Below are 20,518 nucleotides of genomic sequence, written 5' to 3'. Positions count from 1 at the left end.
GCTTATCAAGGGTGATGGAAATGAAAAACCCTATTCAACGACTGGTTGCCCACTTCGGAGACCAGATGAAAACAGCGAAGGAGCTCGGTGTTACTCAGCCGGCTGTATCGCAGTGGCTTTCGGGTGCATGCCGCATGAGTGCGGCCATCGCCTTTCGTGCTCAAGAAAAAACCTGCGGAGCTATCCAGGCCTGGGAGCTCTGCTCTGACATCCCAAGACCAAAGGCTGCATAACCATGACGATGACATTAAGCCCCGAGCAGGAAGCAAGGGCACGCGAGTATGAATCCCTCATTTTGCAGAGGGTTTCGTCCATCGGGCAGAAAACCATTGCAGACGCAACCGACCTGAGCATTTCGACGATCAGTCGCTGGGGGGACGGGGAATACGCCCGCTGGTGCAAGGTTCTTGCGCTGCTGGGTCTTCAGGTGGTTCCGGATGACGCGCGCTGCCATCCGGCCGACTACATCGACTCGCTTCGGGCATTGGCCAAGCGCTGCCTTGACCACGAGAGCAAGCGTCCCGGTCCGCTGGGGTGGGACTGATGAGCACTTTCCTGCAGGCACAAAAAACCCCGGACAAGCGTGGCAGCAGCCGGGGTTCTGTTGACGCAGCTAAGCACAGCAATCAACGAGGTGAATTGTGACCAACATCGTTCAACTACGCAACACCGGGGGGTTTACCCGGATGGACAACGAGCTGTACGAGGCGCTGATCGGCGCCGATCTGTCCGGGCGCGAGCTGCGTGTCGCCCTGGCGGTGCATCGCTTCACTGCCGGCTACAACACCGAGACGGCGCGCATCCCGGCAGCAACCATTGCCAGCCTGGCCAATCTTGCCCGGGAAAACGTCTCCCGGATCATTGGCGAGCTGATCCGTCAGCGGGTGCTTTACCGTGCCGGAGGCAGCAAGGCGCCCATCGGCATTTCCCCTGTTTCGGAGTGGAAGATTGACCCGAAACACGAGGACAAGAAGGCCAAGCCGGAAACGACACTTAGTGTTAAATCCGACACGTCCTTAGTGTCATTTCCGACACACATTAAAGACAGTAAAGACATTAACTCCCTTACGGGAGTCGTCGACGCCGAGCGTCAACCCGAGCAGCAGCCGGCCGAAGTTCCCGAGGCCAAGCCTGTTCGCCAAAAGTCCTCGATGCCTGCCTGCCCGCACCAAGCCATTGTCGACCTATACCACGAAATCCTCCCCGAGCTGCCGGCCGTCGCCATCCTGAACGACACCCGCAAGCGTCACCTGCAGAGCCGCTGGCGTGAGAACGCCGTCCACCGTGATCTGGACTTCTGGCGTGAGTACTTCGGCATGGTGAAGGCCTCCGCCTTCCTGACTGGCAAGGTTGCCGGCCGCATGGGTGCCAAGCCCTTCCGCGCTTCGTTCGACTGGCTGATCAACGCCAGCAACTTCGTGAAGGTCGTGGAGGGCAACTACCATGCGTGATCCCTACAGCCTCGAAGCCGAGAACGGCGTCCTGGGCGCGATGATCAAGCGGCCCGAGCTGATCGACGTCCTGTCCGCTGACCTGTCCGCCGAGGATTTCTACTGGCCTGAGCATGCAGGCGTGTTCCGCGCCATCCTTGGGCTGGTTTCCGCTGGCCAGCCTGTCGACGTGCTGACCGTTGGCGATGCGCTGACCAACGTACCGGACGGCCACACTGGCCTGTCCTTCGCCGGCGAGATCGTCCACAACACGCCGAGCGTGGCCAATGCCGCCCGCTATGCCGAGATCGTGAAGGAACGCTCCCTTGATCGCGCCCTGATCCTCTGCGGTGATCGCCTGAACGAGATTGCCCACGGCAACCAACCAGCCGCCGACAAGGTTGCCGCCGCGCAGGCCGAGGTGCTGGCTCTCGACGCCGATGCCGCGACTGCCGAGGTGATCATGGCGGGCGACGTGCTTCGCAGCCACCTGCCGGTCCTTGAGCGGCGGGAGGAGTTGAGGGGCGAACTGGACGGCCTGAGCACCGGCATTCCTGACTTGGACGAGAAGCTGCAGGGTCTCAAGCCTGAGCAGCTGATCATCCTGGCCGGCCGGCCGGCGATGGGCAAAACGACCTTGGCCATGAACATCGCCGGGCATTCCGCCATTCGCCTGAAGAAGCAGGTGCTGGTGGTCAGCCTGGAAATGAGCAACGGCCAGCTGATGGACCGCTTCCTCGCCGCCGAGGGCAAGATCCCGCTGCAGGACATCAAGAGTGGCCGCGCTGCGGCTGGGGAGAATGGCCTGCGCCTGACGGTGGCCGCCGGGAAGATCGATGCCTCCGGCCTTGCCATGTCGGAACGCCCTGGGCTGACCATGAGCCGCATTCGCTCGATGGCTCGCCGCCATAAGCGCCGCTACGGCCTAGACCTGATGGTCATCGACTACCTGCAGTTGGTGGATGAAGAAGACCGGTCTGGCAACCGCACCGAAGCCGTCAGCGCAATGACCCGTGCCGCGAAGCTGATGGCTCGTGAACTGCAGATTCCGGTGATCCTCCTTTCCCAGCTCAACCGTTCTCTGGAGCAGCGCCCCAACAAGCGCCCGGTGAACTCCGACCTGCGCGAGTCTGGCTCTATCGAGCAGGACGCCGACATCATCCTGTTCGTGTACCGCGATGAGGTTTACCACCCGGAAAGCGAGTTCAAGGGCATCGCCGAAATCATCATCGGCAAGGGCCGGGACATCGAAACCGGCACCGTCCGCACTGCCTTCCTGGGCCAGTTCAGCCGGTTCGAGCAACTGGCCGCCGGCTGGCAGGAGCCAGAAGAGCAGCAGCCCAAGGTCACCAGCTTGGCCGGCCGTTATTCGCGTGGTGGCAAGTGATGATCCTCCCCGACCAAGAACAGCAACGCCGCTGGCGAGAACTCCGCGACGAGACCAAGCGCAAGCAGGCCGAGTCTCGCCGGCAGCGCGCCGAGCAGATCCGCGCCGAAATCGAATCTTTAGAGGCCCTCAAGGCCGAACACGCCGCCGCCGTCGAGGCGCTGATGAAGAAGGAGGCCAGGGCATGAAAGTCGGCCACGAAATCCCCGTCAACTCGACAGCCGCCCGCGTGATGGGGCGGGGCGAGGTTTACGAGTCTCGAAAGAAGTATTCCGCCATTTGCCAGGACGTGCCGCCGGCCATGCGCAAGCCGACTTCGCAAGAGCTTGGCAGCCAGTCATGGGCTGACCTGAGCGGCGTCCGCTTCGGGCGTTTCACGGTTATCGCTCAAGCCGCAGAGGTCAAGGGGTGGGTGGTCCGCTGCTCCTGCGGCAACTACTCGACCCGCAGCGCCAAGTCGATCCGCAATCCGAACAACTCGACCGACTGCTGCGAGGAGTGCCGGCACCTGCTGTACCTCAAGCGATCCGAAATCTGGCGCAGGACTGGTAAGCACGTCGAGTGGGGGGAGCTGGCATGAACAAGAAACTCAAGGCCCTGTGGCGGGCGCACATCGTCGACGACGAGCCCGTGGAGGTCCGCATCGTGCGGCCGAAGCTATCCGAGATGCGGTTCGGCGAGCTGATGCAGAGCCTCAAGAAAGGCGTCGACATCGAGGATCTGAGGAGGGCTGAGCGTGGCTGATATCGAGAACCTGAAGCGGCTGGCTGAGGTCGCTAAAAATCTAATGTGGAAAGAGCTTGTCGATGCGTCGCGCCGACCTGGGGAAATATCGAATGCCTTTATGAAGGCCGCCAACCCCGCCGCCATCCTGGAGCTGATCGCCGAGAACAAAGAGCTTTGCGAAAGCCACGACCGTCTGCTGTCAGCGAACTTGAAGCTTCATCAGGAGCGCGACCGGCTTCGTGATGAGTTGACGAGGATCAAGGCTGAACAGGGGGCGAAGCATGCTTGAGTCGTCACGATTACGCGAACTTTTCGACTACAACGCAGAGACAGGGGTTTTTATCCGCAAAGTGCGGACAACCAATAACGTCAAGGTTGGGCAGGTAGCGGGCTGTATTCGTCCTGATGGGTATCTCGGAATCTATGTGGATAACCAATCTTACCAAGCGCATCGCCTTGCGTGGCTCTATGTGCATGGCAGATGGCCTGACGGCCAGATCGATCACATCAATGGAATTAGAACAGATAACCGCATTGCTAACTTGCGCGATGTTTCACATGTAGAAAATGGCAGAAATCAGCGCCTAGCCAGAAATAACACTTCAGGCGTGAACGGCATTCATTGGTTCAAGCGGCGCAATAAGTGGCGAGTTGAAATCACGGTAGATAGGAAAAAGCGGCACATAGGCTACTTCGAAAATCTTGAGGACGCAGTCGCTGCCAGAAAAGCTGCTGAGCAGTCATTCGGGTTCCATGAGAATCATGGCCGAGCCATCGACGCCGCGATGGGCAAGGGAGGGCGCGCAGATGACTGACCACATCATCCGCACCGAGCACGACCGCCGCCGGCTCATCGCCTTCCTGCAGGGCCTGGACCTGACCAAGCCGCGCAAGGTCTCCATTGCCGAGATCCGCAGCAAGCGCAGCGATGCCCAGAACCGCCTTCTCTGGTCGTGGAACGGGCTGATCCAGCGGCACCTGCGCGATTCGTTCGGGCAGATCGCCAGCGCAGAGGAGTGGCACGAGATCCTGGTGGCCAAGCTATGGCCGGCCGAGGTGCGCCCAGTCCATCTACCGGACGGCACCCGCTACCGCGTCGGCCGAGCCAAGACTCGCGGCTTCAGCATCCCGCAGATGACCACCTATCTGGAGTTGCTCGACCAGTACTGCGCCGAGCACCTGGGCCTGCTGCTGCCGCACCCCGAGGATTTGATGCTGGCGATCTACGGCGAGAGGAGGGCGGCATGACCAAGGCCGAGAAGCTCCACCTGTCCCGCGTTGCCGGCCTCGGCTGCATCGTCTGCCGCCAGGAATACGGCCAGCGCTCGCCGGCCGCAATCCATCACATCCGCGCCGGCCAGGGAATGAGTCAGCGCGCAAGCCATTTCGAGGTCATCCCGCTTTGCAGTCTTCATCACCAGAACGGCGGCCATGGGGTCGCCATCCATGCCGGGCAGAGGGCCTGGGAGGCGAGATTCGGCACGGAGCTGGAGCTGCTGGCTCAAGTGCGCCGACTGCTGGAAAGGGAGGATGCCGCGTGAAAGCTGAATACGTCGCCTGGAACCGCAGGCTGCTGGAAGAGATGGGGCTGATACCGAGGGGTGAGAACGAATGAATGCTGCCAGCCAACTTGAAACTGTGAATTTCCACGGCGACGAGCTCTCCGTGGTGATCGGGCCGTCTGGCGAGCATCTCGTCGCGATGCGGCCCATCTGCGAATACCTGGGGCTGCAATGGGAGGCGCAGCTCAAACGAATCAGGCGTCATGAGGTGCTCAAGACCTGCGTGTCCATCATGGACATGCAGATGCCTGGAGATGACCAGCGTCGCGGGATCGTTTGCCTTCCCCTCGAGTATCTAAATGGCTGGCTATTCGGCGTGGATGCCTCCCGCGTCAAAAAGGAGATCCGGCCGAAGGTAATCGAGTACCAGCGCGAGTGCTTCCAGGTGCTGCACGATCACTTCCATGGTGGCGGCCACGCCAGGAGCGCCATGCAGGCCCTTGGCGAAGCCATCGCCCTCATGGAGGCCGACAAGCGCGTTGCCAGCCTGAGCGGCATGGCCCTGGCCCGCTGGAAGAAGATCCGCAAGGAGCACATCAAGGCGGTCGAGCAAGCCACTCGCCGAGCTCAACTGCTGCTGGGGTTCTGACCATGAGCATCCGCAACCTGGAGTGGACCAAGGGCGCCCCTGAGCGGCTGGAGCCGGGGATGGTGGTGCTGATCGATAACTGCGTGCTGCTGGTTGGTAACGCCTCCCCGAGCGGGAGGCTTTGGGGTGGCCAGGCAAGCGAAGAGGATCTGGCGACTGTTGACGCCTGGGCCTGGCTGGTCAAGCCGCACACGCTCGAATGGATCGCCGACATGGCCAAGGCGCACGGGGTGGGCAGATGAAGGCCTGCCCGAAGTGCGCCGGCCCGCTGGTCCAGCTGCGGAGCCTCAACCTGCGCATCTGCAACGACTGCAAGGCCGAGTTCGACTGGAACCTGAAGCCGGGCCAGCCGCCGCTGATCACCAACAACCGCGACAGGAGAGCCAAATGAAAGCCCACGAGATCCTGGAAGCCGGCATCAGCCACATGAAGGACCGTGCCGCCACCTACGACAAGCCCGAGGGCGAGCGCAGCATGAAGGCGACGGTGGAGGCCTTCAAGGTGATCACTGGGCATGAGCTGACAGAGGAACAAGGCTGGCTCTTCATGGGGCTGCTGAAGATGGTGCGCAGCCAGCAGGGCTCGTTCCGCGCGGACAGCTACGAGGATCTGGCCGCCTATGCCGGGCTGATGGGCGAGGCGGCCCATGCGGAGCGTGCACAGTGAAAATTTCCCGCATCGACGTGATTGGGCAGAACGGAAATGACGGAGAGCACTACAGCAACGAGCCGTTCGGAGGCCGCTGGCTCATGGAATTTGGCCTTATCGACTGCGGAGAGCCGCCAGCAGATCGAGGCGCACAAGGCAGCCTGCCTGGCGCGCTGGAAGGCCGCGCAGGAACTGGCCTGCCAGATCCACGCCCAGCGCAGGGACAAGGGGAACGGATGGCGGATGTGGGCGGAAAGGGAATTGGTGGCAAGGCCGGAGCTGGAGAGGGAAGCGCGGGAGAAGCTGAACCGGTTGATGAAGGGGAAGGGCATTGACGGTGATCGGCATTGATCCAGTACCGAAGCCGCGCATGACCCAGCGGGACAAGTGGGCCAAGCGGCCTGCTGTCCTGCGCTACCGGGAGTTCTGCGACCAGGTGAGAGGCGCCGGCATGGCTCTCCCGGAGAGCGGGGCGCACATCGTGTTCCATCTGCCGATGCCGACCTCGTGGAGCAAGAAGCGCCGGGCCGAGATGGCTGGGCAGCCGCATCAGCAGAAGCCCGACGTCGACAACCTCGCCAAGGCGCTCCTAGATGCCTGCCTAGCCGAGGATCAAGGCGTCTGGGACGTGCGGGTGACGAAGCGCTGGGCAGAGCAAGGCGGAATTGAGATTCGACAGGGGGAAGTAGCATGAAACTGATCAGCGCTCGGCAAGCGTGGGGCGACGCTTACCACCATAGCCAGAAGTCCATACTGGAAGCTGCCGCTCAGCGGGCAGAACTTGAGCTGAAGAAGGATCGCATTCGGGCGAAGCGGATAGAGAAGGGCCGCCAAGTGATGCCGGCTAATGAGACTAGGTGGGGCGTCGATCATTCCATTGCACGCTGCGAACACATGCTTGCCGCTGGTCTTGTGCAGTCGGCTATCGCCACCCTGGCCCCACCTCTCCAGCATCTGGGGCATTTCCTGTACTCGCCGATCGCCACGGGCATCGACCAAAACCGTGCCCACTCTTACCTGTACTTTTCGACAGACCTGCCGAAGATGCACAAGTCCAGGCAGGAAACGGCATACTGGCTTGCCTTGGCTGCTCTGTATTCATGGCGTGGCATGGTCAGTGGCCAAGAAGAATGGTGGCCAGCAAAGATCGCTGGCTTTCTGTCGGACTACGGTGGAGTCAAGATCTACGTATCTCAGTGGGCGAGGGATTGGGCTGATACGTGGGAGGCCTTTTTGAGCAAGGTGAATGAACTTGACGCGAAGGCGCTGGCCCCTGTTGCAAACGTGGTGCAAAAACAGCGGGAAGCTGCTTGACTTTTTGTCGAGGTTTTCGATACCATTTTCCCATCATGTGAAAGTTCGCCATGACGGATTTTCATAGTGTTGTTGCGTGGTGGAGCAGTGGTAGCTCGTCGGGCTCATAACCCGAAGGTCGGCGGTTCGAGTCCGTCCCTCGCATCCAATCAAGGCCCCAGCCGTCGCGCTGGGGCTTTTCATTTCCGGCGCACCCAGGCGACGGCAGAAGTCACTGCCAGCGACAAGCGAAACAACAGCCGGGCTCGTCACCCTGCGCCAATCTATTCCAGGCCCAGCCATAGCGCTGGGTTTTTTCGTTGCTGGGGGCAGGAAAAGTCGACGGCGGTAGCGCTTGTCCTATTGGACGACCGGCAAGCCCCGCGGCCGAACGCCATGCCCATCCAGCCCATCTCACCTACAAGGCTCATCTGCGGGCCGGTAGAGAGGTGCGTATGAATATGCAGTCGCAAGACAACCCTCAGAAGCAGGAAGATCCGGGCAGCCCGATTCCAAAGAGGGAGCCGGAGCCAGGAAAGCCGCTCGAAGATCCAACAGAGCCCGAGACCCTGCCAACCGACCCGGACATCAATGATGGCGAGCCGCTTGCCTGATCTGAGTTGATTTAAAACACACTAAGAGCCCCGACTTCGAGCGGGGCTTTTTCGTTCAGGCTGCCTCGACGGAAACAGACAGGCGCTTGCCGAGAGCTGCCAAGGCCCGCTCGATCTGCTCCATCTTCGAGGTGTGCAGAAAGTCCACCAGGCGGTCGACGGCAACCGGCTTGGCGTCCAGCAGGCGGCACAGATCAGCCTTGCGCATGCCGCGCTCCATCATGGCGTTCCAGAGGGCGATCTTGGCGACGGTGACGGCCGGCAGGTGCACGACGCGCTCGCTAGGCTCGGGATCCGAGGCTGCCGGGATCGGCCGGCGCTGGTCGACGTAGATGCTCAGGGCAGACTCGATGCCGTCGATGGCTTCGCGGAGCGCCTCCTCGATGGTATCGCCATAGCTGTTGACCTCGGGCAGGTCGCGGCAGGTGATCGCCACGCCTGGGTTGTCGTCGGTGTGCAGGGTCACTGCGTAGTTGTACATGGATCCTCCTGGGTGATGAATTCTGCGAGCGGCGAAGGGGCTCATTCGAGCCCCAGTTGTTTGATGATTCCTTTGCGGGTCGGCTCCTTCATTTCCTTACTGCCGTGGTCCGCGAAGATCGTCGTTTTGCCGTTCGGTGCAGTGACTTTCCAGTGGCTGCCTTTGGCAGGTTCGAACGTCACCCCTTGGGCCTTCAACCATCGCCTGAACTCGCTGTACTTCATCACCTCGTCTCGTTTGTGTTGATGGGGTTATTATGCAACACAAATGATGTTAATGCAACACTTTTGATTATTTTTATGCCGCCAAATCCTGTCACCCTCCCAGCGGTGAGGGTGGCGCCCTATTGCCCCGCGCGGGGATATCGAGATGCCCATGCCAGAGAAGTCTCCCGAGTTCTGGGTCGGCGTCGTGTTAGCCCTTCGTGAGCAAGGTCTGGCCATGATGCTGACATTCATCCTCTCCTACCTCCGGATCAGGCTGTACGGCGATCAGCCAAGCATCCTGCGCTCGCTGCTCGAGGCGGCGGTCGGCGCGCTGCTCGTGATGATCGTCGGCCTTGCCGTGAAGGAAGCCGGACTGAGCGTGGCGTGGACCCTGTTCACTGCCGGCTTCGTTGGCATCCTCGGCATCGAGCAGGTGCGCGTCCTGGCCAAGAAGTGGGCCGCGCGGAAGGTCGCCGGCTGATGGCCTGCGCTGCGTGTGAGAGACGGAGAGCTTGATTGGAGTAAGCAATGACCACGAAGCAACCCGACTGGGAGGCCATTGAAGCGGCATTCCGGGCCGGTTCGTTGTCCATCCGCACTATCGCCGATCAGCATGGCATCAGTGACACGGCAATCCGCAGTCGCGCCAAGAAGCACGGCTGGCAGCGAGACCTTACCGAGCAGGTTAGGCAGACCACAAATAGCAAGCTGGTTCGCGCAGAGGTTCGCAGCGATAGTTCGCACGAACAGGTGCGAACCGACGCCGAGATCATCGAGGAGGCCTCCGACGCTGCCGCTGCCGTTGTCCTAGCTCACCGTTCCGGCCTGGCGCAGTGGCGTGGCATCGCCAACAAGCTGTGCGTTGCCCTAGCCGAGATGGATGTCACCGCAGAGAACCACGACAAGTTCGCCCGGTCGCTGAATGCCGGTGTGGATGCCCAGCTGAAGGTCATCAAGGGCGAGCGGCAGGCCTACAACCTCGACACCGAGGAAGGCGACAAGACGGTAGGCGATCTGTCCGCCCTGATGGACGAGCTATCAAGCGAGGCGTGACCCGTGGCGATGAAGGTCGAGCACCTGAAGTTGCTTCGGGACAAGCTATGGCGGCTGAACAACCTCTACTTCATCACGAACAAGCAGGGCAAGAAGGTCCGCTTCCGCATGACGGCGGAGCAGCTGGAGTACTTCGAGGGCCTGCACACCCGGAATATCATCCTCAAGGCCCGCCAGCTCGGTTTCACCACTGAGCAGTGCATCATCCAACTGGACGCAGCGCTGTTCGAGTCGGCCAAGTGCGCCCTGATCGCCCACACCCTGAACGACGCCAAGCGCCTGTTCCGGGAGAAGATCAAGTTCGCTTACGACCATCTGCCTGCTGAGATCAAACTGGCCAACCCGGCGCGCAACGATGCGGCCGGCGAGTTGGTGTTTGCCAAGGGCGGCTCGCTGTACGTCAGCACCTCCTTCCGTGGCGGCACGCTGCGCTACCTGCACGTCTCAGAGTTCGGGAAGATCTGCGCCAAGTTCCCGCACAAGGCGCGGGAGATCGTGACCGGCGCCTTCGAGGCGGTGGCCACCGATTGCTTCGTCACCATCGAGTCGACGGCAGAAGGGCGCGCCGGGTACTTCTTCGAATACTCCCAGACTGCCGAGAAGCAACAGCTGGCAAGACAGCCGCTGGGCAAGCTGGACTGGAAGTTCTTCTTCTTCAGCTGGTGGAAGAACCCGGAATACGCCATCACGCCGAACGGGCCGCTGCCGAGTCGGCTGGTGGATTACTTCGCCGAACTGGAGGCGAAGCACAGCATCGAGACGACGCCCGAGCAGCGCGCCTGGTATCACGCCAAGGAGAAGACCCTCGGCGAGGACATGAAGCGGGAATACCCGTCGATACCGGCCGAGGCCTTCCAGCAGTCGGTCGAGGGCGCCTACTACGCCAAGCAGTTTGCCAAGCTCTATGCCGGACAGCGCATCGGCGAGCTGCCAGACAACGGCCATCAGCCGGTGCACACCTTCTGGGATATCGGTGTCGGCGACTCGACGGCGATCTGGTTCGTTCGGTTCGTCGGAGAAGAGTTCCACGTCGTCGACTACTACGAAAACAGTGGTGAGGGCCTGCGGCACTACATGAAGGTGTTGAAGGACAAGGGCTATGCCTACGGCGAGCACTGGGGCCCGCACGACATCGATAACCGCGAGTTCGGCAGCGATGGCAAGACCCGCCGCGAGCTGGCCAGGGAGGGCTACGAGATCGATGGCCAGAAATACAGCATCCGGTTCAGTGTCGTCCCGAAGCTTGGCGTAGACGATGGCATCGACCAGGTGCGCGAGATCCTGCCGAATTGTGCCTTCGATGCGGCCACCTGCGAGGATGGCATTGCCTGCCTGGAGAACTACCGCAAGGAATGGGACGACAAGCGCGGCTGCTGGAAAGACAAGCCGCTCCATGACTGGTCAAGCCACGGCGCCGACGCCTTCCGCTACTTCGCGGTGGCGATGAAGCGGCGCAAACCCGTAACGCATACTCAACCTCTCCGGATGTAACTCATGAGCAACGACCCGAGCCAAACCATCCCCGCCGTGGATGCCATGCGCGAGGACTGGGCGGTGGTCGCGCCGCTGATGGGTGGCACAAAGGCCATGCGCGCCGCCGGCAAGCTGCTGCTGCCGCAGTACCCGGCCGAGGATGACGATACCTACAAGACGCGCCTGAGCCTCTCCACGCTTCTGCCGGCCTATGCCGAGACGGTGGGCAACATGACCTCTCGCGTCTTCGCCGAGCCCCTGCAGTTGGGCGACGATGTGCCCGAGCAGATCAAGACGCTGTGCCTAGATATCGATCGGGCCGGCAATGACCTCAACAGCTGGGCGGTGGAGTGGTTCAAGGCCGGCCTGAGCCATGGCCTGTGCCACGCGCTGGTGGACTACCCGCAGACTGGCGAGCTACGCACCCGGGCAGACGAGATCGCCGCCGGCGTGCGGCCTTATGCTGTGCTGATCAAACCCGAGCAGGTGCTTGGCTGGCGATCCGAGGGCGGCCAGCTGACGCAGGTGCGCTACATCGAGGCGGTCGAGGAGCCGGACGGCGAGTTCGGTGTGGCCTGCGTGCAGCAGATCCGCGTGCTTGAGCTAGGCGCTTGGCGTATCTATCGCCGGCCTGATAACGGCGGTGCCTGGGTGCTGCATGATGAGGGCACCAACAGCCTGTCGCGCATCCCATGGGTGACCTTCTACGCCGGGCGCACCGGGCTGATGACGGCCAAGCCGCCGCTGCTCGAGCTGGCCCACCTGAACGTCAAGCACTGGCAGTCGCAGAGCGACCAGGACAACCTGCTGCACGTCGCCCGGGTACCGCTGCTGTTCATCTTCACCAACGATGAGCAATTCCAGCTGGTGATCAGCGCCGGCAGTGCTACTCGCATGCCGGAAGGTGGTGATGCCAAGTACGTCGAGCACACCGGCGCCGCGATAGAGGCCGGCCGGCAGTCGCTGCTGGACCTGATCGACGAGATGCGGATGGCAGGGGCCAAGCTGCTCCAGAAGGACAAGCAGCAGACCAAGACGGCCACCCAGGCAGAGGAGGAGGCTGCACAGGACCTGTCGCCGCTGGCTCGCATGGCGGCTCAGTTCGCCGACTGCCTGGCCAATGTGCTTCAGCTGATGGCCGAGTACCGCGGAGAGGCCAATGGTGGCTCGGTCGAGATGCGCGGCAACTTCGACACCGACTACGCACCTGAAGTGAGCTTGCCGCAACTGCTGGCCATGGCCAATGCCGGCCGGTTGAGCGACGAGACCCTGTTCGCCGAGTTCCAGCGCCGCGGGGTGATCAGCGATGAGTACAGCTGGCAGGACGAGCAGGCGCGCATCGCTGAGCAAGGGCCTGCGCCGGGAGCGCTTTGATGGCAACTGTCAATGAGATCCTTGCCGATGAAGCGGTCGGTCATGCCGTAGACCTGCAGCAATACTCGGCCGGCGTCTTGCAGCGCATGGTCGCCCTGCTGAATGCCGTGGATACCGACCTGGCGGCCGCGCTGGCCGAGGCGCTGGAGCGCATGCCGGCCGAGTCGTTCACGGTCGAGCGTATGGATGCGCTGCTGGCATCGGTCAAGGAGCTGAACGCGCAGGCTTATGCCGCGGTGTCTCAGGCGCTGGAAGGCGAGCTACAGGCCCTGGCCGAGTACGAGGCCGGCTACCAGCTGAGCCTGTTCGAGGAGGTCATCCCCGAGCCTGTGCAGGTGCGATTCCCGATTGCCTCGGTCACGCCGGCGCAGGTCTACGCGGCGGCCATGTCGAGGCCTTTTCAGGGGCGCTTACTGCGCGACTGGGCCAGCCAGATCGAGGCGGGCAGGATGACCAAGATCCGCGAGGCGGTGCGTGTTGGCTACCTGGAGGGCGAGACGGCCAGCCAGATCGTGCGGCGCATCCGTGGTACCCGGGCAGAGAAGTACGCCGACGGCATCCTGCAACGTCCCAGGCGCGACCTGATGGCCGTGGTGCAGACCGCCATCGGCCACACGGCTTCCGTTGCACGCGAGCAGTTCGTCGAGACGAACCAGGACATCATCAAGGCCGAGCGCTGGGTGAGCACCTTGGACAACAAGACCAGTGAGCCCTGCCGCATTCGGGACCGGTTGCAGTACGCGGTCGGCACGCACAAGCCCGTCGGCCACAAGATTCCATGGCTGGCCGGTCCGGGCCGCATCCACTGGAATTGCCGCGCCACGTCAACGCCCGTCACCAAATCGTGGCGTGAGCTTGGCATCCCCATCGACGAGATGAGCCCGGGCGAGCGGGCCAGCATGGACGGCCAGTTGCCGGCCGAGACAACCTACAGCCAGTGGCTGCAGCGGCAGAGCGCGGCCCGGCAGGATCAGGTACTCGGCCCGGAACGTGGCCGGCTACTGCGGGAGGGGGGCCTGAAGCTCGAGGATTTATACTCGCCCACCGGCCAGTGGCTGACCCTGGATGAGCTGCGCAAGCGAGACGCCGAGGCATTCACGAGGTGACCAAGCCGACTGGCGGAACCAAGCAGCTGCTGTGCGCGCTGTGTTTCCTGCGCGGGGAGCGAGTCGTGCTCTGCTGAGTTACTGATTGACCTCAAGACCAGGCCACGCGCCGGGTTTTCCATTTTTGGCCCAGCCATCGCGCTGGGCTTTTTTATGCCTGCAGTTCGGATGGACGGGGCGTCACTGGGCCGGATGGCTCAACAGCAAATGGCCGGATGGCCGGAGAACGACGAGATGAAACTGAAACTGGACGAGCAAGGCCATGCGGTGCTGCAGGATGGCAAGCCGGTGTATGTGCACGACGATGGCAAGGAGGTGGCTTTCGACGCCCCCGCAACCGTCGCCACTATTACTCGGCTGAACTCTGAAGCCAGGACCCACCGCGAAGGCAAGGAGGCTGCCGAGAAGGCGCTGAAGGCTTTCGAGGGGATCGAGGATGGTGCTGCCGCCAAGAAGGCCCTGGAGATCGTTGCCAACCTCGATCAGAAGAAGCTGGTGGATGCCGGCGAGATCGAGAAGGTGAAGGCGGAGATCGGCAAGGCCTATCAGGCTCAGCTGGAAGAAGTCAGCACCAAGGCGCAGGCGTTCGAGAAGCAGCTCTATGACGAGAAGATCGGCGGGGCATTCGCCCGTTCTAAGCTCATCGCTGAAAAGCTGGCCATTCCCGCAGACCTCGTGCAGGCCCGTTTCGGACAGGCCTTCAAGATCGAGGACGGAAAGACCGTCGCCTATGACGCGCAAGGCAACAAGGTATTCAGCCGTGCGCGCCCTGGCGAACTGGCCGACTTCGACGAAGCGCTGGAAACCCTCGTCGAGCAGTACCCCTATCGCGACCACATCCTCAAGGCATCCGGCGCCAATGGCGGCGGCGCGCCGGCAGGCAATGGTGGCAACCCCGGCAAGAAAACCCTCAACCGTGCTGCATTCGATCAGTTGGACCCTGCCGGCAAGGCCGCGCATGTCCGCAGTGGCGGCGCGGTGATTGACTGATTCAGGAGAATCCCATGAGCAATACCCTCACCGGCCTGACGACCACCATCTACAACGCCCTGGATGTCATCTCGCGCGAGCTGGTTGGCTTCATTCCGTCTGTGTCGTCCGACATGACCTACGAGCGCGCAGCCGTCGGCCAGACCGTCACCTCTCCAGTCGCTCCGGCCGCCACCGCCAGCGACATCACCCCGGCCGTGACCCCGCCGAACGATGGCGACCAGACCATCGGCAAGGTGGACATGACCATCACCAAGGCCCGCCGCGTGCCGGTGCGCTGGAATGGTGAGGAGAAGCGCGCCCTGGACAACAACGGCGCCGCCTACAACGTCATCCTGCGCGACCAGTTCGCCCAGGGTATGCGTGCTCTGGTCAACGAGGTGGAGGCCGACCTGGCCGCCCTGCACCTGAAGGCCTCCCGCGCCTACGGAACCGCAGGGACTACTCCGTTCGCCAGCTCCCTCGGCGACACCGCCCAGATGCGCAAGATACTGGCCGACAACGGCGCCCCCATGGGCGACCTGCAACTGGTGATCGACACCGGCGCCGGTGCCAACATGCGTACCCTGGCCAACCTGACCCGCGCCAATGAGGCGGCCGACGACAACCTGCTGCGCCGCGGCGTGCTGCTGGACCTGCACGGCTTCGCTATCCGCGAGTCGGCGCAGGTCAAGACCGTTTCCGCTGGCACCGGCGCATCCGCCACCACCAACGCCGCCGGCTATGCCGTGGGCGCAACCACCATCACTCTTGCCTCTGCCGGTACTGGCACCGTCATTGCCGGCGACGTGATCACCTTCGCAGGCGACTCGAACAAGTACCTGGTGGTGACTGGCGATGCCGATGTATCCAACGGCGGTTCCATCACCATCGCGGCACCTGGCCTGCGCAAGGCCATCCCGGCCTCGGCTACCGCTATCACCGTGACTGCGGCGAGCACCCGCAACATGGCATTCGCCCGCTCAGCTATCGCCCTGGCCACCCGTGCACCGGCACTCCCAGACGGCGGTGACAGCGCTTCCGACCGCATGGTTGTGACTGATCCTGTCAGCGGCCTGTCGTTCGAGATCTCGCTCTACAAGCAGTACCGCCAGATCCAGTACGAGATCGCGTTATCGTGGGGCTGCGCGGCCGTGAAGCCCGAGCATATCGGCCTGCTGCTGGGTTGATTGATTGCCTCCGGGGCTTCGGCCCCGGTCTTCCCCTGACAGGAGGGCACCATGAACACCGTGAAAGTGAAGCCTTGGGGCAAGGATCAGGGCGAGTTCGTGCTGATCAATGAGGACGACTTCGATCCGAAGGCCCATGAACTGCTCGAGCCTGTCTCCAAGGACAGGCCTTCTTCCAGGCGCACCGTCAAGGCTGAGGTAGGCGAGGGGGCAGAATGACGACTGTCACCCTATATCCGGGAAATGCTCTGTCCGTTCAGGCGGACAGCGTCTCGTCGGGGCGCGTCTACCGCATGCCGACGCCTGGTGCTGCGCCGATCAATGAGTCGACCGGCATCGCCGTCGGCGAAACCCGGGTGTTCGGCCCCTTTCGCGATGTGCGGAACTACGACGTCGTGAGCGAGCGAGGGCAGCTCACCTATGCGCTAGCTCCTGCCGAGCAGGCTGTCTCGGCCCAGCAGGTGCAGGAACTCCGGGCTTCGGTATGGGGAGACAGCCGAGGCCGGCACAACTGGAACACGGGTAACACGAACGTTCCCGCTCCTTTGGCGCGCGGCTGGCTGTGGTACTACGAGACGCTGTCGCAATGCGTCCGCCTGGCCCACGATTTCGACCAGGCGGTGCCGGGCGACCTGATCAGCGACCTCTGGTTTCGCATCCAGAACGATGTGCCGAATGCCTACGGTGTGCGGCCGAGCCAAGTTCCTCCCGGGGTGGCATGTCTGCTTATCGGTACCAACAGCGTAAATGCTGGTGTGCCTCTCCCCGAGATGCAGCGGGTCTATCTGCTCGTCCTAGAGTGGCTGATCAAGCAGGGCCATAAGGTCCAGGCCGTCGCCGAATGGCCGCGCGGCAGCGATGCAGCCAACAGCGGCCTGCTTACGCCCGACAATCAGAAACGGATGTACGCCTTCGCCGAATGGATTCGCGGTCTGCGCGGACGGCCGAACGTATGGATCGCTGATGTGTGGCCACGGACTGCCGATCCGGCCTACACCGACTGCCGGCCGCTGCCCAACATGCTCAATGAGGATGATCTGCACAGCGCGCCCGGTATCAGCTTCGTTACCGGCGACGAACTGGCCAGGGTGGCCCGCGAGGAGATGGCCCTGCCGCGCTTCAAGCTGTGCCCGTCGAGCAATGGTGACCAGTACGATGCTGCGCTCAACCCGCGCGGCTGCCTGAACGTCAACCCGATGTTGGTTCAGGGGACGGGCGGAACACTGGGCGCCAATGCTGCCGGTCTCGTCCCGCAGAACTACACCCTCAGCGCTTCAACCGGACTGACCGTGACAGGAAGCTTCGTGGAGGTGGTGATCAATGGGGTAAAGCGCAAAGCCTACCGAATGGTCGTGACCGGCACGCCGACGGCAGCCAACAGCTATGCCTCGCTTCGGCAGACAGGTATGCATACGAAGCTAGCGGTTGGCGATGTGGTCGAGTCGGGCTACGAGGTCTACGTCAACGATAACCACGTCAATTTCGGATCGCCTGGGCTCATGCTGGACCCCGGCACGACAGCCCTGCGCTGCCATGGCGGCCTCTCCCTGACGGGAGATCGGCAGATGCCGGCCGAGGTGGTCAAGGCCTTCTATGGTGTACCGCGCGCCGCAGACTATCCGGTGGGCAATTCGCTGCCGGCCTCGCTGGCCATCGACCTGCGCCCGTATTTCACGGCCTCTGGCGTGGCCTCCAGCCTGACCATCGACCTCCTGAGCGTATTCGTCAGGAAGAGGTGACCGATGACCGACTACATCACTGTCTCGCAGGTGGACGAACTGCTGGGCGCCGGCTGGGAAGGCACTGGCGACAAGGATCGCGCCGTGCTGATGGCCAACGCCTGGCTGTCGGCCAAGCCGCTGCCGGAGTTCGACGAGGTGCCGGCGGCGGTGGTGCAGGCCGGCGCCGAGGTGGCCCGGGAGGCCGCGGCCGGCAAGCTCTATGCGGCGACAGAGGTCGGCGTGTTGAGCAAGTCGGTCGAGGCCGATGGGGTGTCCAGCAGCAAGACCTACGTCGCCGGGGCGCGCGCCGTGACCGCGGGCGAGGCCTTCGCCATGGCCCTGCTGGCTCCGTACCTGTCCTATGGGCAGATCAAGCTGGTGAGGGGCTGATATGGGCCTGCGTGACGATCTTCAAGCCGATCTGGCCGAGGCCTTTGATGGCGATTTGGCCGATGCAGTGACCACCTTCACGGCGTCGCACCCGGGGCCGCCGGCCTACGATCCGGCCACCGGCGGGGTGACTGCCACCCCGATCGCCTACAGCGGCCGCGGCGTGTTCGCCGGCTACCGGCTAGACCAGGTCGACGGCACGCTGATCTTGGCCACTGACAAGCGCCTGACGGTCCTACAGAACGAGGTGACGCGAGCGCCGGCCGTGGGCGACACCATCGCCGGCATGCAGGCGGTGCGCGTTGAGACCGATCCGGCAAACGCCACCTGGCGCGTCCAACTGAGGGCCTGACCATGTCCTTCGAACTCGACCTGCGCGCCTTCATCGAGAAGGCCAAAGGGAATGCGGATGAAGTGGTCAAGAATGTGGGCATCGGCATCCTGACCAAGATCATTTACCGCTCGCCGGTGGGGAACCCCGATCTGTGGGCTGTTAACTCGATTGCCAAGCAGTACAACGAAGAGGTGTTCCGCTACAACGCCGAACTGCGGAAAAATCCTGAGAATTTGACGAAGGCTGGGCGGCTTAGGCCGGGCCTGAAAGTCAACGACAGCATGGATATCAAAGCGCCTGAGGGCTACGTCGGTGGACGCTTCCGGGGCAACTGGCAGGTGACCTTCGGCGTGCCGGCCTCTGGAGAGACTGGGCGCATTGATCCCAATGGAGGGGATACGCTCGCGGCCGGCATTGCGGTGATCGCTGCCTACAACAGCAGCATCAATTCAATCTGGATAACAAACAACGTCCCGTATGCGATTCCGCTTGAGTATGGCCATTCGAGTCAGGCACCACGGGGTGTTGTCCGCGTCACCATGGCTGATGCACCGCAAGACATCAATCGCGCCGTTCAGGAGCTAGACCGTTGAGCCAGAAGCTGATCCGCAGCCTCTACGAGCAGCGTCTCGCTGCCTGGGCCGCTGCACGATCGCTGCCTGTGGCCTGGCAGAACGTGCCGTTCACGCCGCCGGCGACGGGCGTCTACCTGCGCGCCTTCCTGCTGCCGGCCGATACTGACAGCCTGGACCTGGAGGGAGCGCACCGGCTCTACACCGGGGTATTCCAGATCAGCATCGTCGCGCCGAACGGCAATGGCTCGGGCGCTGCCGAGCAGTTGGCTGCCGACATCGATGCCGAGTTTCCCCAGAACCTGCGCCTGACCTCCGGCGCCTTCGCCGTGCAGATCGTCTCGCCCTGCAGCCAAGGGCCGGCAATTCCGGGCGACGTCACCTACATGATTCCGGTGTCGTTCCGGTACCGGGCTGATGCCACTTGATAGAACTCTGCGTCGACTGCCTTGCCTCAATACAGAGTGTCCGTTGGATAAGCACTGCTGTATAGGAGCGACCATGTGGACAGATGAAGACAAGTTCGATCTTGAACATCAAGGCCTCCTTGATAGCGAGGCCGACAAGTCTCTGAGGAAGCTTGAAGATGATGGCCTCGACTATTCGTTCGAGGACGAAGTCTTGGAAACCCTGGTAGAACTAGAGCCAGAAGATGAAGACGGCTGGGATGAGGACATCGAAAGCTGGGATGACCTCTAGCCAACATTTTCCCTAAGAGCCCGCCCTGTGCGGGCTTTTGTCTTTCTGAGCCCCGCCCTGAGCGGGGTTTTCTTTTTCGCCGCAAGGCAACCAAAAACGCAGCCTAGATCGGCCAATCGAAAACCGGTGTCCGCTCATCCGCCGGCCCGGCTGCGCTCCTATTCGACTGATGGGCGAGGTAACGCCATGAGCAATGTCATCCCGTTTCACTACCAAGGCCAGCCGGTGCGGTTCAACAGCGACGGGTGGATCAATGCAACCGATATCGCGGCAGGTCACGGCCTGCGGCTTGATAACTGGCTGCGCAACAAAGAGACAGAGGCTTACATCGCCGCGCTGGCTCGCCATTTAAATACCTCAGATTCGAGGGATTTGATTCGTGCCCAGCGCGGCCGCAGCGGCGGCACCTGGCTGCATCCGAAGCTCGCTGTGGCGTTAGCCCGCTGGATTTCGCCTGACTTCGCCGTGTGGGCGGACCTGCACATCGACGCATTGCTGCGCGGCGAGCTGACCGAGAAGCAGCAATTCGACCGGGCCTGCAAAGCACTTTCCGATGGCCAGTCGATGGCCAGCCTTAATGCCAAGGAACTAGCCAAGTGGCGATGGCGCAAGCCGGGCCTCGAGCACGAAGTCGACCACTGGCGTCACCAGCTACAGCTGACGCTCGGCTTTGATGCCGCCTGACCACACAGAACACCCAA

General features: G+C 62.5%; 36 protein-coding genes and 1 tRNA gene. 35 read left to right on the top strand and 2 right to left on the bottom strand.

The genetic code is table 11. The annotated features are described in order from the left end of the window. Nucleotides 1-14 precede the first annotated feature (14 nt). The 20 genes from EV691_RS18310 to EV691_RS23425 all read left to right on the top strand — a co-directional run bounded on the left by EV691_RS18310 (nucleotide 15) and on the right by EV691_RS23425 (nucleotide 8,249). Complete coding sequence (locus tag EV691_RS18310) at nucleotides 15-233, top strand: Cro/CI family transcriptional regulator (protein ID WP_341539291.1); 219 nt, start codon at nucleotides 15-17, stop codon at nucleotides 231-233. A gap of 2 nt (nucleotides 234-235) precedes the next feature. Then, the gene (locus tag EV691_RS18305) at nucleotides 236-544 is read left to right on the top strand and encodes a CII family transcriptional regulator (RefSeq protein ID WP_131299044.1); all 309 of its coding nucleotides are present in this window, start codon (nucleotides 236-238) and stop codon (nucleotides 542-544) included. 97 nt (nucleotides 545-641) lie between these two features. After that, nucleotides 642-1,451: a replication protein gene (locus EV691_RS18300; protein WP_131299045.1), complete on the top strand. Its 810-nt coding sequence runs from the start codon at nucleotides 642-644 to the stop codon at nucleotides 1,449-1,451. Further along, nucleotides 1,444-2,817: a replicative DNA helicase gene (dnaB, locus tag EV691_RS18295; protein ID WP_131299046.1), complete on the top strand. Its 1,374-nt coding sequence runs from the start codon at nucleotides 1,444-1,446 to the stop codon at nucleotides 2,815-2,817. The genes EV691_RS18300 and dnaB overlap by 8 nt, the downstream gene beginning before the upstream one ends. Then, nucleotides 2,817-3,005 carry a hypothetical protein gene (locus EV691_RS18290; RefSeq protein WP_131299047.1) on the top strand — a complete coding sequence of 63 codons (189 nt, stop codon included), beginning with the start codon at nucleotides 2,817-2,819 and terminating at the stop codon, nucleotides 3,003-3,005. Before dnaB ends, EV691_RS18290 begins: the two co-directional genes overlap by 1 nt. Beyond that, a complete protein-coding gene (locus EV691_RS18285; protein ID WP_131299048.1) occupies nucleotides 3,002-3,397 on the top strand; it encodes a hypothetical protein in 396 nt (131 codons plus the stop codon). The genes EV691_RS18290 and EV691_RS18285 overlap by 4 nt, the downstream gene beginning before the upstream one ends. Next, the gene (locus EV691_RS23435; RefSeq protein ID WP_165496567.1) at nucleotides 3,394-3,561 is read left to right on the top strand and encodes a hypothetical protein; all 168 of its coding nucleotides are present in this window, start codon (nucleotides 3,394-3,396) and stop codon (nucleotides 3,559-3,561) included. The genes EV691_RS18285 and EV691_RS23435 overlap by 4 nt, the downstream gene beginning before the upstream one ends. Next, nucleotides 3,554-3,832: a hypothetical protein gene (locus tag EV691_RS18280; protein ID WP_131299049.1), complete on the top strand. Its 279-nt coding sequence runs from the start codon at nucleotides 3,554-3,556 to the stop codon at nucleotides 3,830-3,832. The genes EV691_RS23435 and EV691_RS18280 overlap by 8 nt, the downstream gene beginning before the upstream one ends. After that, on the top strand, nucleotides 3,825-4,358 hold the full coding sequence (locus EV691_RS18275; protein ID WP_131299050.1) for an HNH endonuclease: 534 nt from the start codon (nucleotides 3,825-3,827) through the stop codon (nucleotides 4,356-4,358). Before EV691_RS18280 ends, EV691_RS18275 begins: the two co-directional genes overlap by 8 nt. Then, a complete protein-coding gene (locus tag EV691_RS18270) occupies nucleotides 4,351-4,791 on the top strand; it encodes a recombination protein NinB (protein ID WP_131299051.1) in 441 nt (146 codons plus the stop codon). Before EV691_RS18275 ends, EV691_RS18270 begins: the two co-directional genes overlap by 8 nt. Beyond that, nucleotides 4,788-5,084: a Ref family recombination enhancement nuclease gene (locus EV691_RS18265; RefSeq protein WP_131299052.1), complete on the top strand. Its 297-nt coding sequence runs from the start codon at nucleotides 4,788-4,790 to the stop codon at nucleotides 5,082-5,084. Before EV691_RS18270 ends, EV691_RS18265 begins: the two co-directional genes overlap by 4 nt. A 70-nt stretch (nucleotides 5,085-5,154) precedes the next feature. Further along, nucleotides 5,155-5,694, top strand: coding sequence for a phage antirepressor N-terminal domain-containing protein (locus EV691_RS18260; protein WP_131299053.1), 540 nt, complete (start codon nucleotides 5,155-5,157; stop codon nucleotides 5,692-5,694). Nucleotides 5,695-5,696: 2 nt separating this feature from the next. Further along, nucleotides 5,697-5,936 (top strand): hypothetical protein, encoded by a 240-nt coding sequence (locus tag EV691_RS18255; RefSeq protein ID WP_131299054.1) that lies wholly within the window; start codon nucleotides 5,697-5,699, stop codon nucleotides 5,934-5,936. Beyond that, a complete protein-coding gene (locus EV691_RS23430; protein WP_165496568.1) occupies nucleotides 5,933-6,085 on the top strand; it encodes a hypothetical protein in 153 nt (50 codons plus the stop codon). The genes EV691_RS18255 and EV691_RS23430 overlap by 4 nt, the downstream gene beginning before the upstream one ends. Beyond that, nucleotides 6,082-6,360 carry a DUF6378 domain-containing protein gene (locus EV691_RS18250; RefSeq protein ID WP_131299055.1) on the top strand — a complete coding sequence of 93 codons (279 nt, stop codon included), beginning with the start codon at nucleotides 6,082-6,084 and terminating at the stop codon, nucleotides 6,358-6,360. The genes EV691_RS23430 and EV691_RS18250 overlap by 4 nt, the downstream gene beginning before the upstream one ends. Nucleotides 6,361-6,396: 36 nt before the next feature. Next, entirely contained in the window at nucleotides 6,397-6,693 is a 297-nt protein-coding gene (locus EV691_RS18245; RefSeq protein ID WP_131299056.1) for a hypothetical protein, read from the top strand. Further along, complete coding sequence (locus tag EV691_RS18240) at nucleotides 6,680-7,036, top strand: RusA family crossover junction endodeoxyribonuclease (RefSeq protein WP_242672578.1); 357 nt, start codon at nucleotides 6,680-6,682, stop codon at nucleotides 7,034-7,036. The genes EV691_RS18245 and EV691_RS18240 overlap by 14 nt, the downstream gene beginning before the upstream one ends. Further along, nucleotides 7,033-7,656 carry a hypothetical protein gene (locus EV691_RS18235; RefSeq protein WP_131299057.1) on the top strand — a complete coding sequence of 208 codons (624 nt, stop codon included), beginning with the start codon at nucleotides 7,033-7,035 and terminating at the stop codon, nucleotides 7,654-7,656. The genes EV691_RS18240 and EV691_RS18235 overlap by 4 nt, the downstream gene beginning before the upstream one ends. A gap of 73 nt (nucleotides 7,657-7,729) precedes the next feature. After that, nucleotides 7,730-7,804: transfer RNA gene (locus EV691_RS18230), tRNA-Met, on the top strand. Between the two features lie 286 nt (nucleotides 7,805-8,090). Then, nucleotides 8,091-8,249 (top strand): hypothetical protein, encoded by a 159-nt coding sequence (locus EV691_RS23425; protein ID WP_165496569.1) that lies wholly within the window; start codon nucleotides 8,091-8,093, stop codon nucleotides 8,247-8,249. Between the two features lie 55 nt (nucleotides 8,250-8,304). Here the strand turns inward: EV691_RS23425 and EV691_RS18225 are convergent, their stop codons facing one another. Beyond that, nucleotides 8,305-8,730 (bottom strand): type II toxin-antitoxin system HicB family antitoxin, encoded by a 426-nt coding sequence (locus EV691_RS18225; RefSeq protein WP_131299058.1) that lies wholly within the window; start codon nucleotides 8,728-8,730, stop codon nucleotides 8,305-8,307. A 41-nt stretch (nucleotides 8,731-8,771) separates the two neighbouring features. Then, nucleotides 8,772-8,954 carry a type II toxin-antitoxin system HicA family toxin gene (locus EV691_RS18220; RefSeq protein ID WP_131299059.1) on the bottom strand — a complete coding sequence of 61 codons (183 nt, stop codon included), beginning with the start codon at nucleotides 8,952-8,954 and terminating at the stop codon, nucleotides 8,772-8,774. A 151-nt stretch (nucleotides 8,955-9,105) separates the two neighbouring features. On the opposite strand from EV691_RS18220, the gene EV691_RS18215 reads away from it, so the two are divergent. The 15 genes from EV691_RS18215 (at nucleotide 9,106) to EV691_RS18150 (ending at nucleotide 20,501) form a co-directional block, all read left to right on the top strand. Beyond that, nucleotides 9,106-9,417 (top strand): phage holin, lambda family, encoded by a 312-nt coding sequence (locus tag EV691_RS18215; protein ID WP_242672573.1) that lies wholly within the window; start codon nucleotides 9,106-9,108, stop codon nucleotides 9,415-9,417. Nucleotides 9,418-9,464: 47 nt separating this feature from the next. After that, complete coding sequence (locus EV691_RS18210) at nucleotides 9,465-9,989, top strand: hypothetical protein (RefSeq protein ID WP_131299061.1); 525 nt, start codon at nucleotides 9,465-9,467, stop codon at nucleotides 9,987-9,989. Nucleotides 9,990-9,998: 9 nt separating this feature from the next. Then, entirely contained in the window at nucleotides 9,999-11,480 is a 1,482-nt protein-coding gene (locus EV691_RS18205) for a terminase (protein WP_131299090.1), read from the top strand. 3 nt (nucleotides 11,481-11,483) lie between these two features. Continuing rightward, the gene (locus EV691_RS18200) at nucleotides 11,484-12,836 is read left to right on the top strand and encodes a DUF4055 domain-containing protein (RefSeq protein WP_131299062.1); all 1,353 of its coding nucleotides are present in this window, start codon (nucleotides 11,484-11,486) and stop codon (nucleotides 12,834-12,836) included. Further along, complete coding sequence (locus EV691_RS18195) at nucleotides 12,836-13,942, top strand: structural protein (protein WP_131299063.1); 1,107 nt, start codon at nucleotides 12,836-12,838, stop codon at nucleotides 13,940-13,942. The genes EV691_RS18200 and EV691_RS18195 overlap by 1 nt, the downstream gene beginning before the upstream one ends. Nucleotides 13,943-14,176: 234 nt before the next feature. Then, nucleotides 14,177-14,932, top strand: a complete 756-nt coding sequence (locus EV691_RS18190) for a DUF6651 domain-containing protein (protein WP_131299064.1) — start codon at nucleotides 14,177-14,179, stop codon at nucleotides 14,930-14,932. Between the two features lie 14 nt (nucleotides 14,933-14,946). Beyond that, the gene (locus EV691_RS18185; RefSeq protein ID WP_131299065.1) at nucleotides 14,947-16,101 is read left to right on the top strand and encodes a major capsid protein; all 1,155 of its coding nucleotides are present in this window, start codon (nucleotides 14,947-14,949) and stop codon (nucleotides 16,099-16,101) included. A 51-nt stretch (nucleotides 16,102-16,152) separates the two neighbouring features. After that, nucleotides 16,153-16,320 carry a hypothetical protein gene (locus EV691_RS23420; protein WP_165496570.1) on the top strand — a complete coding sequence of 56 codons (168 nt, stop codon included), beginning with the start codon at nucleotides 16,153-16,155 and terminating at the stop codon, nucleotides 16,318-16,320. After that, on the top strand, nucleotides 16,317-17,840 hold the full coding sequence (locus tag EV691_RS18180) for an SGNH/GDSL hydrolase family protein (protein ID WP_131299066.1): 1,524 nt from the start codon (nucleotides 16,317-16,319) through the stop codon (nucleotides 17,838-17,840). Before EV691_RS23420 ends, EV691_RS18180 begins: the two co-directional genes overlap by 4 nt. 3 nt (nucleotides 17,841-17,843) lie before the next feature. Beyond that, complete coding sequence (locus tag EV691_RS18175; protein WP_131299067.1) at nucleotides 17,844-18,212, top strand: hypothetical protein; 369 nt, start codon at nucleotides 17,844-17,846, stop codon at nucleotides 18,210-18,212. Nucleotide 18,213: 1 nt separating this feature from the next. Then, nucleotides 18,214-18,564: a hypothetical protein gene (locus EV691_RS18170; protein WP_131299068.1), complete on the top strand. Its 351-nt coding sequence runs from the start codon at nucleotides 18,214-18,216 to the stop codon at nucleotides 18,562-18,564. A gap of 2 nt (nucleotides 18,565-18,566) precedes the next feature. After that, nucleotides 18,567-19,139: a hypothetical protein gene (locus EV691_RS18165; protein ID WP_131299069.1), complete on the top strand. Its 573-nt coding sequence runs from the start codon at nucleotides 18,567-18,569 to the stop codon at nucleotides 19,137-19,139. Beyond that, entirely contained in the window at nucleotides 19,136-19,546 is a 411-nt protein-coding gene (locus tag EV691_RS18160) for a DUF4128 domain-containing protein (protein WP_131299070.1), read from the top strand. Before EV691_RS18165 ends, EV691_RS18160 begins: the two co-directional genes overlap by 4 nt. A 73-nt stretch (nucleotides 19,547-19,619) precedes the next feature. After that, entirely contained in the window at nucleotides 19,620-19,817 is a 198-nt protein-coding gene (locus EV691_RS18155) for a hypothetical protein (RefSeq protein ID WP_131299071.1), read from the top strand. Nucleotides 19,818-20,003: 186 nt separating this feature from the next. Further along, the gene (locus EV691_RS18150) at nucleotides 20,004-20,501 is read left to right on the top strand and encodes a KilA-N domain-containing protein (RefSeq protein WP_131299072.1); all 498 of its coding nucleotides are present in this window, start codon (nucleotides 20,004-20,006) and stop codon (nucleotides 20,499-20,501) included. Nucleotides 20,502-20,518 lie beyond the last annotated feature (17 nt).

Origin of the sequence: Azotobacter chroococcum (genome assembly GCF_004339665.1) — a bacterium.
GTDB lineage: Bacteria > Pseudomonadota > Gammaproteobacteria > Pseudomonadales > Pseudomonadaceae > Azotobacter > Azotobacter chroococcum.
The sequence above is the reverse complement of the archived record's forward strand: the minus strand, read 5'-3'. Positions and strand labels throughout refer to the sequence as shown.

What these genes read in the sequence shown, in the direction of transcription:
- EV691_RS18310 (WP_341539291.1), top strand. Translation starts at nt 15, where the DNA reads ATGGAAATGAAAAACCCTATTCAACGACTGGTTGCCCACTTCGGAGAC.
- EV691_RS18305 (WP_131299044.1), top strand. Translation starts at nt 236, where the DNA reads ATGACGATGACATTAAGCCCCGAGCAGGAAGCAAGGGCACGCGAGTAT.
- dnaB (WP_131299046.1), top strand. Translation starts at nt 1,444, where the DNA reads ATGCGTGATCCCTACAGCCTCGAAGCCGAGAACGGCGTCCTGGGCGCG.
- EV691_RS18290 (WP_131299047.1), top strand. Translation starts at nt 2,817, where the DNA reads ATGATCCTCCCCGACCAAGAACAGCAACGCCGCTGGCGAGAACTCCGC.
- EV691_RS18285 (WP_131299048.1), top strand. Translation starts at nt 3,002, where the DNA reads ATGAAAGTCGGCCACGAAATCCCCGTCAACTCGACAGCCGCCCGCGTG.
- EV691_RS23435 (WP_165496567.1), top strand. Translation starts at nt 3,394, where the DNA reads ATGAACAAGAAACTCAAGGCCCTGTGGCGGGCGCACATCGTCGACGAC.
- EV691_RS18275 (WP_131299050.1), top strand. Translation starts at nt 3,825, where the DNA reads ATGCTTGAGTCGTCACGATTACGCGAACTTTTCGACTACAACGCAGAG.
- EV691_RS18270 (WP_131299051.1), top strand. Translation starts at nt 4,351, where the DNA reads ATGACTGACCACATCATCCGCACCGAGCACGACCGCCGCCGGCTCATC.
- EV691_RS18265 (WP_131299052.1), top strand. Translation starts at nt 4,788, where the DNA reads ATGACCAAGGCCGAGAAGCTCCACCTGTCCCGCGTTGCCGGCCTCGGC.
- EV691_RS18260 (WP_131299053.1), top strand. Translation starts at nt 5,155, where the DNA reads ATGAATGCTGCCAGCCAACTTGAAACTGTGAATTTCCACGGCGACGAG.
- EV691_RS18255 (WP_131299054.1), top strand. Translation starts at nt 5,697, where the DNA reads ATGAGCATCCGCAACCTGGAGTGGACCAAGGGCGCCCCTGAGCGGCTG.
- EV691_RS23430 (WP_165496568.1), top strand. Translation starts at nt 5,933, where the DNA reads ATGAAGGCCTGCCCGAAGTGCGCCGGCCCGCTGGTCCAGCTGCGGAGC.
- EV691_RS18250 (WP_131299055.1), top strand. Translation starts at nt 6,082, where the DNA reads ATGAAAGCCCACGAGATCCTGGAAGCCGGCATCAGCCACATGAAGGAC.
- EV691_RS18245 (WP_131299056.1), top strand. Translation starts at nt 6,397, where the DNA reads ATGACGGAGAGCACTACAGCAACGAGCCGTTCGGAGGCCGCTGGCTCA.
- EV691_RS18235 (WP_131299057.1), top strand. Translation starts at nt 7,033, where the DNA reads ATGAAACTGATCAGCGCTCGGCAAGCGTGGGGCGACGCTTACCACCAT.
- EV691_RS23425 (WP_165496569.1), top strand. Translation starts at nt 8,091, where the DNA reads ATGAATATGCAGTCGCAAGACAACCCTCAGAAGCAGGAAGATCCGGGC.
- EV691_RS18225 (WP_131299058.1), bottom strand. Translation starts at nt 8,730, where the DNA reads ATGTACAACTACGCAGTGACCCTGCACACCGACGACAACCCAGGCGTG.
- EV691_RS18220 (WP_131299059.1), bottom strand. Translation starts at nt 8,954, where the DNA reads ATGAAGTACAGCGAGTTCAGGCGATGGTTGAAGGCCCAAGGGGTGACG.
- EV691_RS18215 (WP_242672573.1), top strand. Translation starts at nt 9,106, where the DNA reads ATGCCAGAGAAGTCTCCCGAGTTCTGGGTCGGCGTCGTGTTAGCCCTT.
- EV691_RS18210 (WP_131299061.1), top strand. Translation starts at nt 9,465, where the DNA reads ATGACCACGAAGCAACCCGACTGGGAGGCCATTGAAGCGGCATTCCGG.
- EV691_RS18205 (WP_131299090.1), top strand. Translation starts at nt 9,999, where the DNA reads ATGAAGGTCGAGCACCTGAAGTTGCTTCGGGACAAGCTATGGCGGCTG.
- EV691_RS18200 (WP_131299062.1), top strand. Translation starts at nt 11,484, where the DNA reads ATGAGCAACGACCCGAGCCAAACCATCCCCGCCGTGGATGCCATGCGC.
- EV691_RS18195 (WP_131299063.1), top strand. Translation starts at nt 12,836, where the DNA reads ATGGCAACTGTCAATGAGATCCTTGCCGATGAAGCGGTCGGTCATGCC.
- EV691_RS18190 (WP_131299064.1), top strand. Translation starts at nt 14,177, where the DNA reads ATGAAACTGAAACTGGACGAGCAAGGCCATGCGGTGCTGCAGGATGGC.
- EV691_RS18185 (WP_131299065.1), top strand. Translation starts at nt 14,947, where the DNA reads ATGAGCAATACCCTCACCGGCCTGACGACCACCATCTACAACGCCCTG.
- EV691_RS23420 (WP_165496570.1), top strand. Translation starts at nt 16,153, where the DNA reads ATGAACACCGTGAAAGTGAAGCCTTGGGGCAAGGATCAGGGCGAGTTC.
- EV691_RS18180 (WP_131299066.1), top strand. Translation starts at nt 16,317, where the DNA reads ATGACGACTGTCACCCTATATCCGGGAAATGCTCTGTCCGTTCAGGCG.
- EV691_RS18175 (WP_131299067.1), top strand. Translation starts at nt 17,844, where the DNA reads ATGACCGACTACATCACTGTCTCGCAGGTGGACGAACTGCTGGGCGCC.
- EV691_RS18170 (WP_131299068.1), top strand. Translation starts at nt 18,214, where the DNA reads ATGGGCCTGCGTGACGATCTTCAAGCCGATCTGGCCGAGGCCTTTGAT.
- EV691_RS18165 (WP_131299069.1), top strand. Translation starts at nt 18,567, where the DNA reads ATGTCCTTCGAACTCGACCTGCGCGCCTTCATCGAGAAGGCCAAAGGG.
- EV691_RS18155 (WP_131299071.1), top strand. Translation starts at nt 19,620, where the DNA reads ATGTGGACAGATGAAGACAAGTTCGATCTTGAACATCAAGGCCTCCTT.
- EV691_RS18150 (WP_131299072.1), top strand. Translation starts at nt 20,004, where the DNA reads ATGAGCAATGTCATCCCGTTTCACTACCAAGGCCAGCCGGTGCGGTTC.